This is a genomic window from Ensifer canadensis (genome assembly GCF_017488845.2).
GTDB classification, from domain to species: Bacteria; Pseudomonadota; Alphaproteobacteria; order Rhizobiales; family Rhizobiaceae; genus Ensifer; species Ensifer canadensis.
This window is the reverse complement of the sequence record NZ_CP083374.1, coordinates 644,689-660,465: the sequence shown is the minus strand read 5'-3', so window position 1 is coordinate 660,465 and position 15,777 is coordinate 644,689. Positions and strand designations below refer to the sequence as shown.

The window sequence follows — 15,777 nt, the reverse complement described above, 5'->3', positions numbered from 1 at the left end:
TCCTTCGAGCCGATCGGGCCGGCTTGTCTGCCGACCTAGTTTCGCCCATGGTCTGGCAATTAAAAGCGTTTGTCCGAGCTAAATTAGCCCACCCTAATTCCCCGCGCCTATTAACACCGCCCGCCTATGCTATAATTATTTAGGGGAATTTTGCGTCCATACACGCGAAGCGGCAGGAGTGGCGAATGCTGCGCGAAAGTCGGGTCAACGGACTACGACAACCGACGAAAGCTTCGCGTCACAAGGCGCGCGCCTCCCTGTATGGTGGCGAGCGGCGGATCATCACCGCCCTCTGTTATGATCTTGTCGGGTCGACCAGGCTTCTTTCCCTGCTGGATATAGAGGATTACCAGGAACTGATCGCAGCGTTTCAGAATGCGGCGAAACAGGCGATAATCTCCCATTCCGGCGTCATGCAACTTGAGGCCGGAGATGGAGGCGTAGCGCTCTTCCCTATCGAGGTCGGTGAGAAGGATGCGGCATCGCTCGCCATTCGCGCAGGCCTCGGGATCGTCGAAGGTTGCGCGCGCGTCGGCCGGGAAGCTGGGCGCGAAGACTTGCACGTTCGCGTCGGGATTGCCACATCCATCGCGCTGATCCAGGAGACGGACGAGGGGAAGGGGCAACCGGTTACGAGTGCGGCACTGGCCATAGCCACCCGTCTGGAAGAGATCGCCGCACCAGACAGCGTTTTTGTTTCTGAGGACACGCGCAACCTGGCCGGCAGGTCGCATGCCTTCGTGTTCGAAGGCGTCAAGACGCTCAAGGGCTTTACCGTGCCGGAGAAGGTTTGGCGTGCACTTGGGCACAAGATCGAGGTCGACAGGTTCTACGCGTTCGGAAGCCTTGGCGGCCCGTTCATTGGTCGCGAAAGCGAGCTGAGCATGATCGCCGCCTGTTGGGAAAGGATTCCCGCCGAGGGGGGCGAAGTACTCCTGATCGAGGGAGACGCGGGCATCGGAAAGTCGCGCCTTTTGCGCGAAATCCGCAAGAAGACTCGCGACCGGCGATCAGGGCTGTTCTTCTTCCAGTGCCTGCCCGGAGGGTATCGCTCGACGCTGCATCCCCTGTTGAACAGCTTTATGGGCGTCATGTCAGGACAGGACGGTCAGGGGGGTCTGACGGCTTCCGCTGTGGCAGCGCTTTTCGAACGCAACGGCATACGCGACGCAGAAACGATTGAAACGTTCGCATACTTGCTGGGCGCGCTGGGACGAAATCAACGGCTTGCCGACAACGGTCCCAAAGCCATCCGGGAAAAGGCTCTGCGCGCAGTGTTTCGCGCACTCGAGGCGTTGTGCGCGAATGGGCCGGTCGTCCTGGCCATCGAAGACATTCATTGGATCGATCCGACCTCCCAGGATCTGCTGGCGGAGGCCGCGCGAGTTGCGCGCCAACTTCCGATTCTCCTGGTGGTGACCTCACGTCTCGGTTTTGCGGCGGATTGGCTGGATGCAGCCAACCCCACCCGTCTGACGCTGCTCCCCCTTGATCGTGACGAAACACGACTGGCCATCGAAGCAAGGTGGCCGGAGCACAGGCAGGCTATGCTTCCTGAACTCTATGACATCACCGAGAGGATATCCGGCGGCGTACCGCTCTTCATCGAGGAAATCTGCCAATGGGTCTCGCAGAACGTTGCGACGGATACGATGAGCCTATCGGAAAACGTTGGACCCACCCATGTATCCGCATTCGAGGGAATACTCGATGCACGCGTCAAGCACCTGGGCCCGGCCAGAGATGTGGCGCGAGCGGGCGCAATTGCCGGCACATGGTTTACCCTATCGCTGCTTCGAGCGCTGCTGCCGGGTTTTGGCAAGAAGTCTTTGGCCAAGGCCGCTGATACCCTGTGCGACACGGGGTTCCTGATGAGGATCAGGGCGCCGGGACATACGACCTATGGTTTCAGGCACGTTTTGATTCAGGAAACGATCTACAACGCGCTGCTGCGACGGCAGCGGCAGGCACTGCATCGCCGGCTGTTCGGCGCTGTCAGCCAAAATCGCCAAATGGCGCCCTGGATCGACACCGGAACATTGGCCGAGCATGCGGAGCGGGCCGGGTTCATGGAAAGCGCAATCGATCTGTATATTTCGGCGGGCAAGGAAAGTTCGAGCCGGTCGGCGATGGTGGAGGCGCGCAACTATCTGGAGCACGGTTTGGCACTTTGCGACCAAGTGAGCCAAGGACATCCGGTCGAACCCCTGCAGCTATCGGCGCTGACGTCGCTCGGTCCGATTCTGACCGGCCTTCTGGGACTGAACGCGCCGCCGGCTCGCAAGCTTTATGAAGATGGGGTGGTCATCGCCCGCCGACAGCCGATGGAAGATCAATCCAAGTGGTTTCCGATCTATTGGGGCTGGTGGCTCACTGGATCGGATTTTCGCGTCATGCGCGATCGCGCACGGCAGGTGCAGGCCATGCTGGCGGAAGCCGAAGACCCGGAAATACAGCTCCAGGTCAACCACTGCATCTGGGCGATCGATTTTAATCTCGGCCATCATCGGGAAACCCAGGATGCGGTCAAGGCGGGCCTTGCCCTTTACGATGAGCAGTCGGCGAAAACCAGCCGAATGTTGTTTGGCGGCCATGACGCCAAGGTTTGCGGTCTCGGGCAACTCGCACTTTCGCTGTGGCTGACGGGACAATCGAAAGCATCGAACGCGGCTCTGACGAAGATGGTCGCTTTCGTTGATCGGATATCCCATGTGCCGAGCAAGGCGCATTCACTTGATACGGAAGCGGTGTCCGCCTTTTACCGGGACGACTATGGGCGTCTCATCGAAATTTCCGAAAGAATGGCGAACTTCGCGAAGACCCATGAGATGCAGTCGCTGTCTGGTCTGTCGCTGCTCTTCGGTGGGTGGGCTCGCGCTCATGGCGAGAGCCTCACGAGCGGGCACACGATGTTTCGCGAGGGGCTGTCGCTCTTGCAAAACCTTGGCGCCGTCGCAGATCTGCCGATTTATCTCTACATGCACGCCACTCTGCTCGGGCTTGCGGACAAATATGAGTCGGCGATCGAGGTCACGAATGACGCGATCGAAAAGGCCAGGGAAACCGGTCATGCCTATTGGCTTGCCGAGCTTTACCGACGACGCGCTGTCCTTCATGCGCGGGGCAACACCACCACGGAACCAATTGTCGCCGACCTGCGCTCGGCGGTGGAAATTGCCGAGAGCCAGGGAGCAACGGCGCTTCTGAGGCGGGCGAGGCATTCAATCCAGGAGCTTGGCGTTGTCGTTGAGCTTTGAACCGACAGGCCGGAACACGGATCCGTCAAACCCCAGAGGGATGCTCGCAACCTTTCGCGGCCGTATCATTGCCGACCTCGGCAAACCCCTGTCGCAGCTCGCAGGTCCCGAAGTGGACGATCGATGCCTGCGTGCAATTCTGCCGCTCTGTCGGCGCGCGCGCATAACCCGCCTCGGTGATCTGACCGGGCTTGACCGGATCGGGCTGCCGGTGGTGCAGACCGTTCGACCCGCCGCCCTGTCTGAAGTCACTTCGCTCGGGCGAGGTCTTGCCACGGCAAGCGCGGCAGTGGGGGCGATCATGGAATCGCTGGAGCGCTTCTACGCTGAAGCCATCCCGCCGGAGCGGGTGTTTCTCGCCACGGCCGATGAGCTCAAGATCGTCGGGGGCCTGTTTGAAAATCTTCTGGTGCCTGGCCGCCGGGGGACCTGGCGGGAAACGACGATACCGTGGATCACCGGCATCGATGTGGCGACAGGTCGGACGCAGCCGGTTCCGCTGGAACTTGTTCACACCTGCTACACGGATCCGCCGCCCGCCCATGATGGCTTGTTCACGCGTACGACCACGGGTCTTGCCTGTCACATGACCGTCGTCGGCGCGTTTCTGCATGGACTGTTCGAATGCATCGAACGCGACGCCGTCGCGCGCGCTTTCGCCACCCACGGCTTCTTTGATCGAATGCGAATTTCGCCGTTCGGGCTGGGTGACAGCGTTGATCACATACTGTCTGTCGCCGGCAAGCACGATATATCCATTGGTCTTTGGCTCGCCCCTTCGCCGGCAAAAGTTCCAGTCGTCTGGTGCCAGTCGATCGAGACGGGCCGGGGCGAGCCCATCCTTGCTCTTCCGACGGAGGGTTATGCGGCGGGGCCGAGCGTCGAGGCGGCGGCGTCAAGCGCAATGCTCGAAGCCGTGTCAGCACGCGCAGGGGCGATATCGGGTGCACGCGATGATCAAACCCGGGAGCATTATAGACGAAGCACCGATGCTGTCGTTGAGAAGGCCCGCCAGCTCATTCTTGGTGGCGCATTCGGGACGCCACACCCGGCAATCGAAGCGCCCGCAATCTGCGATCTCGGATCGCTTGTCGACGGGGTCACATCTGCCGGGCTGGGACCCATATTAGCAGTGCCCGTCGGAGCGGACGCTGAAACGGGAGTTCAGTGCATAAGGGCCATCCTTCCCGGAGCCCTTCCTTTTTCGATTTTACGGTGAGTGTTCACATGGTCGATGCGAGCGAGGAAAGTCCGATCCTGGTGTTTCTTGGTCCGACTCTTCGGTTGGCCGAGGCGGAGCCAGTTCTCGACGCCATCTACCTGCAGCCCGTCGCGCAAGGCGACATTCTGCTCGCCGCCCACGCATTCCGCCCGCGTGCGATGGTCCTGATCGACGGGCAATTCGAAGACAGGCCGGCTGTCCGACACAAGGAAATCCTCTGGGCGATGGCACAGGGGATCGTCGTGATCGGCGCTGCGAGCATGGGCGCACTCAGAGCGGCGGAACTCAACGAATTCGGGATGATCGGCGTGGGCCTGATCTACAGGTGGTATCGGCGCTGGCGGCTCGCTCCCGATGATGCCGTCGCCGTTCATTCGGGGCCGCCGGAGCTTGGCTTCCTTCCTTTGACGGACTCATTGGTAGATCTGCAGCGGACGTTCGCCAGCTTGATGCGCGGGAATTTCATAACGGCTTCCGAGCGCGGTTTGCTGACAACAATCGCGCGGGACATGAACTTTCGAGAGCGTCAGTTGGAAGCGATCTTGCGCGCTGCGGGGTGTCGGGCGGAGAAGCTCAAAGAGCTGCGGAATGAGATGGTGAGACAAAAAAGACTGGACGCGCTGCTTGCGCTGCAAAGCGCGCGAGCCATCGCGACGAAACGAAATGCGGCCCGTGCAAGCACCTCGTGGGTTGCGACGAATACCTTTGTTCGGGACCTTGAGGCGGGCGGCATTGACTCAAAATTAGTAAACACTTATAAATTGAATCCTTAATTGCCGGATTTTCAATCGAGGGGGGCAATTGTGCGATGCGTCTGCTTCGGGACGATGCCCTCGACTCTGCAAACGCGCGTCTCGGCACGCGTTTCTGGATTTATCCCCAGCCGCCCTTCATTCCAGGATACGAACAGCCCGATCGTGTGTGGCTGTCGATCCCGCGCGACGAAATCGGCGAGGGCCCCAGCGACCTTTTCATGTATGTCGCTGATCCACTCTATGACAAGCGGCCCTACGGACTAGCGGGTTTGCCACCATTCGATGGGGCAAGGCGTGCGCCGGTGAGGCCAGGCCCCGATCGTCACTTCGACAACATCGATCCGACCTCCCGGCCATTTCTCGCCATCCACGCCTACGCCTGCGTACGTTTCGTTCTCGACATCTGGCAGAGTTATCTCGGGCGGCCGATCCACTGGTTCTTCAATCAAAGTTTTCCGAGGCTTGAGATTATTCCTTTTGCCGATTGGGACAATGCGCAGGCGGGCTATGGCTTTCTGGAACTCGGCTGGTCCGATGTCGACGGCATACTTCGACCCTATGCGTTGAATTTTGACACGATCGCGCACGAAGTCGGGCACCTCATAATGCTGTCGGAGACAGACGTGCCCACCGCGATATCGCCCGACGGCGACTTCTTTTCGTTCTCCGAAGCTTTTTCCGACTGTGTTTCGCTGATCTCGTTCCTCCATTTCGATTCTGCGATTGACCGGCTTCTGCGACGAACGAGAGGCAACCTGCTGCTCTACAACGAACTGAACCGCTTTGCGGAAACCAGCCCCGAGAGGCAGATCCGCCTGGCGACCAATTTCCGGCAAATGTCCGCAGTGACCCACGAAGTGCACGACCGCGCGCTGCCGTTCGTCGGCGCCATCTTCGATAGTATCGTTGCGATTTACCATCGGGACCTGGTTGCAAATGGCTGCGCCGACAGCCGGCTTCTGGATGTTGATATCCGGGAACTGGCGCGGGACGAATTCGATACGTTTCGTCAGGCGACGGCGGACGCATTCAGCATCAAGCCGCTGTATTTCAAGCTGGCACTGACCGCTGCACGCGACGCGGTGGGCGCGGCGCTTGCTACCGCATTGAGAACGCTTGATCCGAACACACTGCGCCTTGACCAAGCGGCAAACGCCGTCATTGCCGCGGCGGGTGGAGCGGCGGCCGAACTGCTGGAAGAGAATTTTGCGTGGCGTGAAATCATCGGTTCAAGATGAGCCATAGGAGGGAAAGATGAGTGGTTGTTATGTTAATCCTGTTGTTGGAAATGCAAAAGATCTAGAAGGTCTAAAAGATGTAATTGAATACGAGGCTTATCGTCCAGGAGATATTAGACTGTATGGGCGGCCGGCGAAATTTTATGATAAACAAAATAAAGATGAAAATATTAATGAAATGATATCTGAGATTGATGGTAAGATCAGAAGTATTGGAGACGACAGCATAATTGATGATATTGGAAGGTTAATTGATTATATTTTGAAGAGCTCCGGAGTTGTCGGCAATGGAGTAACAATAGCGGTATTTGATGGAAAGTCTTATAGTTTCCTTCCTGTTAGTTTGGGTGGTAAAGTGGATTATATAAAAAGCATCGGTGTGATTTATGGTTATGCGTATGAGGGGCATTGCTACAAGTTGCCAAAACCGCAGATCATGTGCCTATCTAAAAGACCGTCGAAAATCGCCAAAGGCGATTGCGGCTGCGATTGTGGATTTGACTCGGCATTCGGTTACGCCGTTTGGTCGATCGATAAGCTCGATCGTGCCATATCTCTCGATGTTCGCGCCGGCGATCTCAAGACGCTGGTGCTGGACGAAAACATGCCGGGCAACCGCTCTCCGCTCGCCTATGCGCAGACGATGGCGTTGGCTCCACAACGGCAACGGGACTAATAATTGGCGACAGAGCCCCTACAAGGATGGAGATACGACTTTGTAGGTGAGCCGGATCGACGCCGCCGCAAGGCTCATTGGGTGCGACAAATTCAGCGTGATGGAATGCCTCGCGCAAAATAAGTTGCGCCCAATGGCAAGCCGTTGGTCAGGGAGCGTGATATTGGCATGGGTGCGGTTGGCATTGGCTGCTCCCACGATGGATCAACTCGATGCTGGTTCGTGCACACTGGCCGACGCCATGTTGGAGTCCTGGGACAACGATTTCGGCTCGACCGAATAGTCAGGGCGCAACGCCGGTAACATACCGTCAAGATCGAGCAGTCGCAGTGCCCCTTAGAAACAAATCCGCGCACATCCGCGCGCGCGCGGCAATCTCTTCGATGCGGGGCGCCGGTTTCTGACGCAGCATGGCGGCCCGCTGGGGTTCCATGACCATCATCCCGCGAAGCATCCCGCAAGCGGCATGCGGATCTGCAAGCGCAAGGGCGCCGCGATCGGCCTGCTTACGCAACCAATCCTCCATCAAGTTGTTGGTCTTGACGATCGCCTGCTCATAAAAGGAGGCTGCGATCTCCGGGAAGCGGTCGGACTCGCCGATGACAAGGCGCGTGATGGTGATGGTATCGTCGGAGAGCGTCAGCATGCCATAGGCCGTCAGCATCCGCTCGAGACCCTGCCGCAGGTCCGTCGTCGCAAGCGTGCCCACATCCAGCGCCAACAGGAAGCGGGCGATACGATCGGAAATCAGGTCCGAAAAGACGTCGGCCTTCGTCGGGAAAAGCCTGTAGAGCGTTTTGGTCGAGACGCCCGCCTCTTGCGCGATCGCCGCAATGCTGGCTGCTGCGTATCCGTTCTCGTGGAACTGCCTGTTTGCGGCCTCGATGATGATATTCCTGGTGTCCTCGTCGCACCGCACCTGGGGCCGGCCTCGCGATCTCTTCTCGATTTTGTGATTTTGGACCATCGTGAGTTTCCAAATTTCCGTTGACTTCGATTTTATAGCGCGTATTTTGGAAAATATCAAATTTCCAATTAACCAGAGGCCGTAGCCTTCGCGACCTGTTCCGGAGAATAACAATGCCTAGCAATAAGCTGCATGCCCTGAATAACAACGTCCCCTCCGCCGCTCATGCGGTTGCGGAAGCGGTGCCTGCAACGCTCGATGCCGGCAAGCCGCCACGCGTAGCAGAGCTGGCCGGGTCGGCCGAAGCAAGGACGGCCCGCAAACGCTCGGGCCGCTCTCTGCTCATCGGGGCAACTGCGCTCGCGTTGATTGCCGCCGCAGCCTATTTCGGCCATGACTATTGGACGGTTGGCCGCTTCCACGTGTCAACGGATGATGCCTATGTGAAGGCCGACTCCAGCACGATCGCTCCGAAGGTGTCCGGCCATATTATCGAAGTGCTTGTCAGCGACAACCAAACGGTCATCGCTGGTCAACCGCTTGCAAGAATCGACGATCGCGATTTCAGATCCGCGCTCGACCAGGCGAAGGCTGATGTCGCTGCCGCCGAGGCTACGCTTTCTGCCAAGGAAGCCGCCCTCGACATCCAGCAATCGACGATCGCCGCAGCACGCGCGACCGTCGACGTCGACAAGGCCAACGAGACCTTCGCGCAACAGAATGACAAGCGCTATTCGAATCTTGCGACCACAGGATATGGCCCGGTGCGGACCGCTGAGCAGGCAGCCTCGCAGATCGGGGTAGCCAGGGCCGCCGTCGCGCGCGACAGCGCCGTTCTCGACGCCGCGATCAAACAGGTTGATCTTTTGAACGCCGAGGTTGCCCAGGCAAAGGCCGCTCTTGCCCGTGGCCTGGCCCTTCAACGCCAGGCCGAACTCGATCTTTCCTATGCGACCATCCTCGCGCCTGTTGACGGCTCGGTGGGCAACCGCACGCTAAGGGTCGGCCAATATGTTCAGGCCGGCACGCAGCTGATGTCGATCGTGCCAATCACGGCGGTCTATGTGATCGCCAATTACAAGGAAACACAGTTGACCGACGTGCATGCCGGTCAAACTGTCGATCTCGAAGTCGATATGTTCCCCGGCCGCACCTATCATGGCCGTGTCGACAGCATCGCGCCGGCAAGTGGCCAGGAGTTCGCCCTGCTTCCGCCTGATAACGCCACGGGCAACTTCACAAAGGTCGTCCAACGGATCCCGGTCAAAATCATTCTTGACGGTAAAAGCGCCGCTACCGGCGATCTTCGCCCCGGCATGTCGGTGCAGCCGAGTATCGATACCAAAGCTGCCGCTCAGGGCAACCGGGTCTGATGGCAAAGGTGAGGAGATTGCAGCCATGTCCTCCGAAATTTCAACCACCACAGTCGGCTCGCAGCCGCGGGCCAGCACCAGGGATTGGATCGCCGTACTCGCCGGCATGATCGGCGCGTTCATGGCCATTCTCAACATCCAGATTACCAATGCCTCATTGCTCGATATCGAGGGCGGCATTGGTACCGGCATCGATAATGGCGCCTGGATCTCCACCTCCTACCTGATCGGCGAAATCGTCGTCATTCCCTTGACGGCCTATTTCAGCAGCGTCTTCTCGTTCCGCCGATACATTCTGGTAAACTCCGTTCTCTTCCCGTTGTTTTCGATTGCCTGTGCCTTTGCTCACGACCTTGGAACGATGATCCTTCTGCGCGGGTTGCAGGGCTTTGCCGGTGGCGTTCTGATCCCCATGGCGTTTACCATGGTGCTGACCAAGCTTCCGAAGACGCAGCAGCCGCTCGGCCTGGCATTCTTTGCTCTGTCGGTCACGTTTGCCCCGGCGATCGGCCCGACGATCGGCGGCTATCTGACCGAAAACTACGGTTGGCAGTCTATCTTTTTCATCAACGCCGTACCGAGCGCCCTCATGGTCGTTGCCCTTGCCCTGACGCTCGACAAGCAGCCGATGCAGCTCCACCTCCTGAAGGAAGGTGACTGGGCAGGCATCATTGCGATGACCGTCGGGCTCGCCGCTTTTCAGACCGTGCTTGAGGAAGGCAACAAGGAGGATTGGTTCTCCTCTCCATTCATCGTCAAGCTCAGCATTGTTGCCTTCGTCTTTCTTGCCGCTTTCATCTGGATTGAACTCACCGTGAAGAAACCACTGGTGAAGCTGCGTCTGCTGGCACAGCGCAATTTCGGGATCGGCGTTGCCGTCAATATGCTCGTCGGTGTCGCGCTTTTCGGTAGCGTTTATATTCTGCCGCAATATTTGGGCCAGGTTCAGCGATACAACGCCGAGCAGATCGGCAACGTCCTGGCTTGGACGGGTTTGCCGCAGTTGCTGCTCATTCCGCTCGTCCCTGTCCTGATGAAACGGTTCGACGTCCGTTACATCGGTTTCCTCGGCATCTCGATCTTTGCGATCAGCTGCTTCATGAACATTACCCTTTCGGCGGACAGTGCCGGCGATCAGTTCTGGATCCCCAACATCGTGCGTGCGATCGGACAGGCGCTGGTGCTGACGCCGATCACCGCCATCACCACGGCTGGTATTGTGCCGTCCGACGCAGCTGCGGCCTCGGGGCTGTCCAACATGTTGCGCAACCTCGGCGGCGCCATCGGCACGGCAACGCTCGGCACGATCCTGACGAAGCGTGAGCAGTTTCATTCGAACATTATCGGCCAGTCGGTGACCCTTGCCCGGGAGGAGGTCCGCGACCGTCTCTCCCAGACTGCCAGTTACTTCATGGCGCACGGCGTTTCCGACCCGGTTCTTGCCAGTCACAAGGCGATCGCGGCTCTGGGCCAAGTCGTTCGACGCCAGGCGCTCATTCTGGGTTTCAGCGACACCTTCGCTGTCATCGGGGTCGTGCTCGCAATCGCTGCGGTTGCTTTGTTGCTGACCCAAAAGCCGGGCGCTGGAGGCGGCGCCGGTGCTCATTGAGCCCCTCGCAAAAACCATCTTTCTGAAGATAGCGGTCATGTTGCCAGCGCCGAGCCCCAAGGGGCTTCGCGCTGCACAAGGGGGAAGGTACGCAACGGAGGGTTGATCGTGGTATGTTGCTCCAACGCGGAATTACACAGGGGAAATGATGCGTATTGCCACGACGATCGGGCTGTTGCTCGCCATGAGCGCGGCAAAGGCGGAGACGCTCTATTACGGCTCGCGTGCCGGCATGGAGGTGACGGTGGTGAAGAAGTCGAACATCGGGACGACTCACGCCAAAATATTCACGAAACACACGCGGGAGAATGCCACCGCCTTTTGCCGGGAGTACGTGCAGAAGGTAACGCCGAAGTGCATCGCGGACGAACTGAAGGTGGAGCTGCTGACGGAAATCTCGGCCAACTGCAAAACCGGCACGTTCATCACGCTCAATGGACAAGGCTACCAGTTCAAAGGGTCGAACCCGGACTATGATCCGACCGGGATGAGCACCGAATACCTACTGGTCGAGGCAGGCGGCGGGGAGCCGTTGGACGGCTCGAGCGCCTCCGGCTACGATGTAGCCTTGGACCAGTACAAGGCGTTGTGCCCGAACCGGGTGCAGTAATCCGGAAATCCGCCTGGCTGTGTGACAGCCAAAACCGGTGATCGCCGACATGGGCAGAATGAACGGACGATGGCGCTAGACCGCACTCTTCGCGGGGCACGACGCCGGGGCCGAAAGCTCAGCCACTATCGCCACGCTCATTGAGACCTGCAAGCTCAACGCCATCGATCCCTTGGCCTACTTGACCAGCACACTCACCGCCATCGTCAACGGGCCACAAGCAGCAACATCAGCGAACTCCTGTGGTGGAATTATCCGATCAAGGTGCGATCGGGATACCGCGTATGCTACGTCTGGCACCGCGTACTGGCATTCTTCCGCAGATAGTTGGTCAGCGCACGCTCGCGTGGCACTAAAAGCGGACCTCTAGACGTTCAACAGGGTCCTTGGTGAAATCGGAATATCGCATCCACCGAGGGACGACCTTAAACAAGACGGCACCATTCTCGACAAACTCTCTCTCAACTGGAACGCTTTCAAGATGCGCTTTCTGGTATTCCTGCATTTCGGAGGCGGAAACCTTCATGGCGTCGCCCTCATATTGAACCGTGATATTCTTGTCCCAGCCGACGACAAGTGCGACGCTTGCTCTATCTGACAGGTTCTCGAACTTGCGGGTCTGTTCGAGAACACGATTTCGAGGTTGTCACGCACCGAAAAGTCAATGGCCGCAGCTTCAGGCTTGCCGTCTGCATGAGATGTTGCGATCACCGCCAGGGTGTGCGCAAGAACTCCAAGATCATTTTCTTAGCTTGAGCGTTGTCCATGGCTGAAGTCCCCCGAGTAACGTAGAGGGTATCGAGAGGATGCGAATTCGAGGCATCCTCACATCTGAAGCCTGACATAGCGCCGGAGGGAGTCAAGGTGCGACATGGTCTCCCTCCTCAGCCTGGACAATCTCGATGGCCGTTTCCAAATCCTTCAGCGCGAGATCGAACTGACCGGGATCGGTCTTCGCGGATTTGCGCTCAAAGGCCGCCTGCGTGAAGGTGGCAGCGGAGTTCGCCAAATTCACCGGCTCGTGCGCTTCTTCGAAATCGATGCGTTACTAGAGCCGGCGCAATGGCCGGAATGCGGCGCGCAACTCGGCGCTGAAAAGCTCCGGTTCTTCCCAGGCTGCGAAGTGTCCACCCTTGTCCACTCGGTTGTAGTAGATCAGGTTATGGTACGCTCGTGCCACCCAGTCCTTCGGCGGCCTGTAAACCTCTCCCGGGAATATCGTCACGGCCGCCGGGATCGCAATAGGAGCCAACTTGCTGTTGCCGGCGCTGCTTTCCCAGTAAATCCGGCCGCTCGAGGTCGCGGTGTTCGTCAGCCAATAAAGCGTGATGTTGTCAAGGATCTCGTCGCGGCCCAACGCGCGTTCCGGTTCACCGCGTGTGAACACCCAGTCGGCGAGCTTGTCATAGAACCATGCTGCCAGTCCAACCGGCGAGTCGGCAAGGCCATACCCGACGGTTTGTGGACGCGTTCCCATGATTGCCGCATAGCCGAAGCCCTTGCTGAGGAACTCCCTGGCCTGGTCAAAAACTGCCCGTTCCTCGGCGGTCAAATTCGCCGGTGCAGGATCACCACTTCTCAACGCCCGTGCAACTTCCGGCGGGATGGTGGTCGAGCGCTCAATCCTGTTCACATGAATGCCGAGCAGACCCGCAGGAGCCTGGCGGCCCATCGCATCGGAAATGATGGCGCCCCAATCGCCGCCCTGTGACACGTAGTTTCCATATCCAAGGCGCTTCATCAGGATGTCCCAGGCGCGAGCGACGCGATCCGGGTTCCAGCCGGTACCTTTGGGCTTTTCCGAAAAGCCGAACCCTGGAATGGACGGAAGCACGACATGGAAGGCATCTTCCGCCGTCCCTCCATGCGCCGTCGGATCGGTCAGCGGGCCAATGACTTGCAACAATTCGAAAACGGAACCGGGCCAGCCGTGGGTCATGATGAGCGGCAATGCGTTCGCATGACGCGAGCGCACATGAATGAAGTGAATGTCGAGGCCGTCGATGTCAGTCAGAAACTGCGGGAAGGCATTAAGCTTCGCCTCTGCCTTGCGCCAATTGTAGTCCGTCTCCCAGTAGCGCACCAGCGCCTGAAGCTTCGCCAGTTGTACACCCTGGGAGCGGTCATCGACCGTTTCCGGGTCTGGCCAGCGTGTCGCGGCAAGGCGCTGTCTGAGATCGACGAGCTCTGCCGCCGGGACATCAACGCGGAAGGGGCGAACTTCGCCGGCCTCCAAAGGCGTCGTGGTGTTCGCTTGGGCGACGACGCTAGCAGGGCGAGACACCGCAAGGGCTGCCGCCACCGCTCCGTTTAAGAGCAGAGCCCGGCGCGACAGCGCAAAAGCGTTGGCGGTTTTCTCAGCGGTCATTTTCACACTTCCTTCTCTCTGCTTTCGAGGATCCATGTCGAAACGCTCACTTGACCGGGACGACAAGCGGGGTTCCTTTCTCGACGATGTAGGTCGCGAGCTCCGATGCCTTGCCGCTGCCGACATTCTTCGCGAGATGAGCCACCCCGGCCGGAATGAACAGGGCCTCTCCGGCATGAAGGGTAACCGGCGCTCTATCCTCGAGCTGGTATTCCAGCGAGCCTTCGAGGACATAGGCCACGTCTTCGCCCGGATGAGAGTGCTTGATGGAGATTGCGCCGGGCCCGAAATCGACGCGTGCCTGAACGGTCTCGTGCGCGGGTATGCTGAGATCGTGCTGCACAAGGTCGGTGCGCTGAATTCCCGGTTGCTGTGCGTTGGCCGTGGGCAGCGCCAATCCACTTCCAACAATCAGCAGCGCACCCGCCATGACATGAGACATTTTCATCTGGTCTTCCTTTCCGCATTGTTCGAGCCTTCGTCATTGAGGCCAGCGGCACCATTTGAGTGCGTTCGTGTATTGACGATGTGTCCGCCCGACGGGCCGTTTGTAACGGCATGTATCGCCGCTCACGTCCCGGGTCCGTATCGCTCCAAAGGGCAGTTGTATGAGGATGTATCCGCCCGGCAGTTTGACACAGTTCGAAACACACCGGCTGCATTTGTGAAAAATGCGATACACAAGAAACGCGCAGATCTCCTCTGCGAGCTGAGAGTGGTGTCACCACCCTGGCCGCGCGCAACATAAGAGGAAGATCGTAATGAACGATATCACAGCTCAGCCCGACAAGCCCCGCGGGCTGCCGGGTCACTCGACCGTAGGCACCAATGACCTGGATGCTGCAGCGGCTTTCTATGACAAGCTGCTCGGCGTATTCGGTATCGGCCGCGTTCTGGTGCAGCCCGGAAGGGCTGTCTATTACGGGCACCAGGCGCTCGAATTCGGCGTGATCAGCCCCTTAAACGGCGCACCGGCAAACGTCGGCAATGGCGGGATGGTCGCCTTCGAAGCTCGGTCCCGTGCTCAGGTTCACGAGGTCCATGCGGTTGCTTTGGCGGCTGGCGGCTTTGACGAAGGCGCTCCCGGACCGAGAGGGGAAAACTCCGACGGCCCGTACTGCGCATATTTTCGCGACCCTGAGGGCAACAAGTTCCTAGTGTACAGGAAGGGGCCTGACGAGGCTTGATCGTCGGGCATCACCGTTGACCGGCCACCGGATTTTCAGCGCGATGATCCAGTGGCCGCGGCCCGACACTTGAACCCAAACAGTGTCACGCCCGGCGTATCCGACGCCCGGCATCCGTTCAGGCGCCGCTCAATTGGGAGGCATCTTTTTGTTGCAAGGTCGGACATATCAACAAGACGGCCGGCCTGACCAGAAAAGGTCGCGCACACTCGCGCCCCCCCCCGCACACGCAAGGCCACTGCTATGCGGATGGGCAATGAGTGGAGACCATGATCCGAAATTGCATTAATGGGGTGCGACGTCGCACGGTAGAGAGCTTGATGCGTTTTACGGAAGCTCGATCTCGCCATTTACCACGTGGTTGAGGTCTGTGCCTTCCGCCGTCAGCGTCATGCGAACCTTCAGCGTCTTTTCGCCGGTCTGCCCTTCGCGCACCGTCTCCTCGATCTTGCGCTGCGAGGTGATGCCGACTTCCTTCAAGAACTTGCGGATCGATATGTTGAAGGCGTCTTCGCTCATTGCGGAACTCCTCTGTGTCCGGAAGGGATTGTAAGGGAAGGCGAGTTGTCAAGGAA

The 15,777-nt window shown here is 58.9% G+C and carries 14 protein-coding genes and 1 pseudogene; 10 read left to right on the top strand and 5 right to left on the bottom strand.

Translation table 11 applies throughout. The annotated features are described in order from the left end of the window. The first annotated feature begins 185 nt into the window (after window positions 1-185). Genes J3R84_RS36430 through J3R84_RS36410 form a run of 5 tightly spaced genes read left to right on the top strand, consistent with a single transcriptional unit; the run spans window position 186 to window position 7,148 of the window. Window positions 186-3,257, top strand: coding sequence for an ATP-binding protein (locus tag J3R84_RS36430; protein ID WP_025430513.1), 3,072 nt, complete (start codon window positions 186-188; stop codon window positions 3,255-3,257). Window positions 3,258-3,297: 40 nt separating this feature from the next. Then, window positions 3,298-4,476, top strand: a complete 1,179-nt coding sequence (locus tag J3R84_RS36425) for a YcaO-like family protein (protein ID WP_082557383.1) — start codon at window positions 3,298-3,300, stop codon at window positions 4,474-4,476. Between the two features lie 8 nt (window positions 4,477-4,484). Continuing rightward, window positions 4,485-5,252: a TfuA-like protein gene (locus J3R84_RS36420; RefSeq protein WP_057216619.1), complete on the top strand. Its 768-nt coding sequence runs from the start codon at window positions 4,485-4,487 to the stop codon at window positions 5,250-5,252. A 35-nt stretch (window positions 5,253-5,287) separates the two neighbouring features. Beyond that, window positions 5,288-6,472, top strand: a complete 1,185-nt coding sequence (locus J3R84_RS36415; RefSeq protein WP_057216622.1) for a gluzincin family metallopeptidase — start codon at window positions 5,288-5,290, stop codon at window positions 6,470-6,472. Window positions 6,473-6,488: 16 nt separating this feature from the next. After that, window positions 6,489-7,148: a hypothetical protein gene (locus J3R84_RS36410; protein ID WP_025430509.1), complete on the top strand. Its 660-nt coding sequence runs from the start codon at window positions 6,489-6,491 to the stop codon at window positions 7,146-7,148. Between the two features lie 310 nt (window positions 7,149-7,458). On the opposite strand, the gene J3R84_RS36405 is transcribed toward J3R84_RS36410, so the two are convergent. Further along, entirely contained in the window at window positions 7,459-8,115 is a 657-nt protein-coding gene (locus J3R84_RS36405; protein ID WP_025430507.1) for a TetR/AcrR family transcriptional regulator, read from the bottom strand. Between the two features lie 113 nt (window positions 8,116-8,228). On the opposite strand from J3R84_RS36405, the gene J3R84_RS36400 reads away from it, so the two are divergent. The 4 genes and pseudogenes from J3R84_RS36400 to J3R84_RS36385 all read left to right on the top strand — a co-directional run. Then, complete coding sequence (locus J3R84_RS36400; protein ID WP_057216627.1) at window positions 8,229-9,428, top strand: HlyD family secretion protein; 1,200 nt, start codon at window positions 8,229-8,231, stop codon at window positions 9,426-9,428. A 25-nt stretch (window positions 9,429-9,453) separates the two neighbouring features. Further along, window positions 9,454-11,037: a DHA2 family efflux MFS transporter permease subunit gene (locus J3R84_RS36395; RefSeq protein WP_025430505.1), complete on the top strand. Its 1,584-nt coding sequence runs from the start codon at window positions 9,454-9,456 to the stop codon at window positions 11,035-11,037. Between the two features lie 148 nt (window positions 11,038-11,185). Then, window positions 11,186-11,647, top strand: coding sequence for a hypothetical protein (locus J3R84_RS36390; RefSeq protein ID WP_063978361.1), 462 nt, complete (start codon window positions 11,186-11,188; stop codon window positions 11,645-11,647). An 82-nt stretch (window positions 11,648-11,729) separates the two neighbouring features. Further along, window positions 11,730-11,974 (top strand): annotated as a pseudogene (locus J3R84_RS36385) (transposase domain-containing protein); the annotation flags it as partial. Window positions 11,975-12,506: 532 nt separating this feature from the next. Here the strand turns inward: J3R84_RS36385 and J3R84_RS36380 are convergent. The 3 genes from J3R84_RS36380 to J3R84_RS36370 are packed head-to-tail and all read right to left on the bottom strand — an operon-like array spanning window position 12,507 to window position 14,463. Continuing rightward, window positions 12,507-12,662 (bottom strand): hypothetical protein, encoded by a 156-nt coding sequence (locus J3R84_RS36380; protein ID WP_156408054.1) that lies wholly within the window; start codon window positions 12,660-12,662, stop codon window positions 12,507-12,509. Between the two features lie 33 nt (window positions 12,663-12,695). After that, window positions 12,696-14,015 carry an epoxide hydrolase family protein gene (locus J3R84_RS36375; protein ID WP_203527401.1) on the bottom strand — a complete coding sequence of 440 codons (1,320 nt, stop codon included), beginning with the start codon at window positions 14,013-14,015 and terminating at the stop codon, window positions 12,696-12,698. Between the two features lie 46 nt (window positions 14,016-14,061). After that, window positions 14,062-14,463 carry a cupin domain-containing protein gene (locus J3R84_RS36370; RefSeq protein ID WP_203527402.1) on the bottom strand — a complete coding sequence of 134 codons (402 nt, stop codon included), beginning with the start codon at window positions 14,461-14,463 and terminating at the stop codon, window positions 14,062-14,064. Window positions 14,464-14,776: 313 nt separating this feature from the next. Between J3R84_RS36370 and J3R84_RS36365 the strand changes: the two genes are divergently transcribed. Further along, window positions 14,777-15,202, top strand: coding sequence for a VOC family protein (locus J3R84_RS36365; protein WP_203527403.1), 426 nt, complete (start codon window positions 14,777-14,779; stop codon window positions 15,200-15,202). Between the two features lie 327 nt (window positions 15,203-15,529). Here J3R84_RS36365 and J3R84_RS36360 read toward each other — a convergent pair whose 3' ends face one another. Next, complete coding sequence (locus tag J3R84_RS36360; protein WP_192433441.1) at window positions 15,530-15,721, bottom strand: DUF6494 family protein; 192 nt, start codon at window positions 15,719-15,721, stop codon at window positions 15,530-15,532. Between the last annotated feature and the right edge of the window lie 56 nt (window positions 15,722-15,777).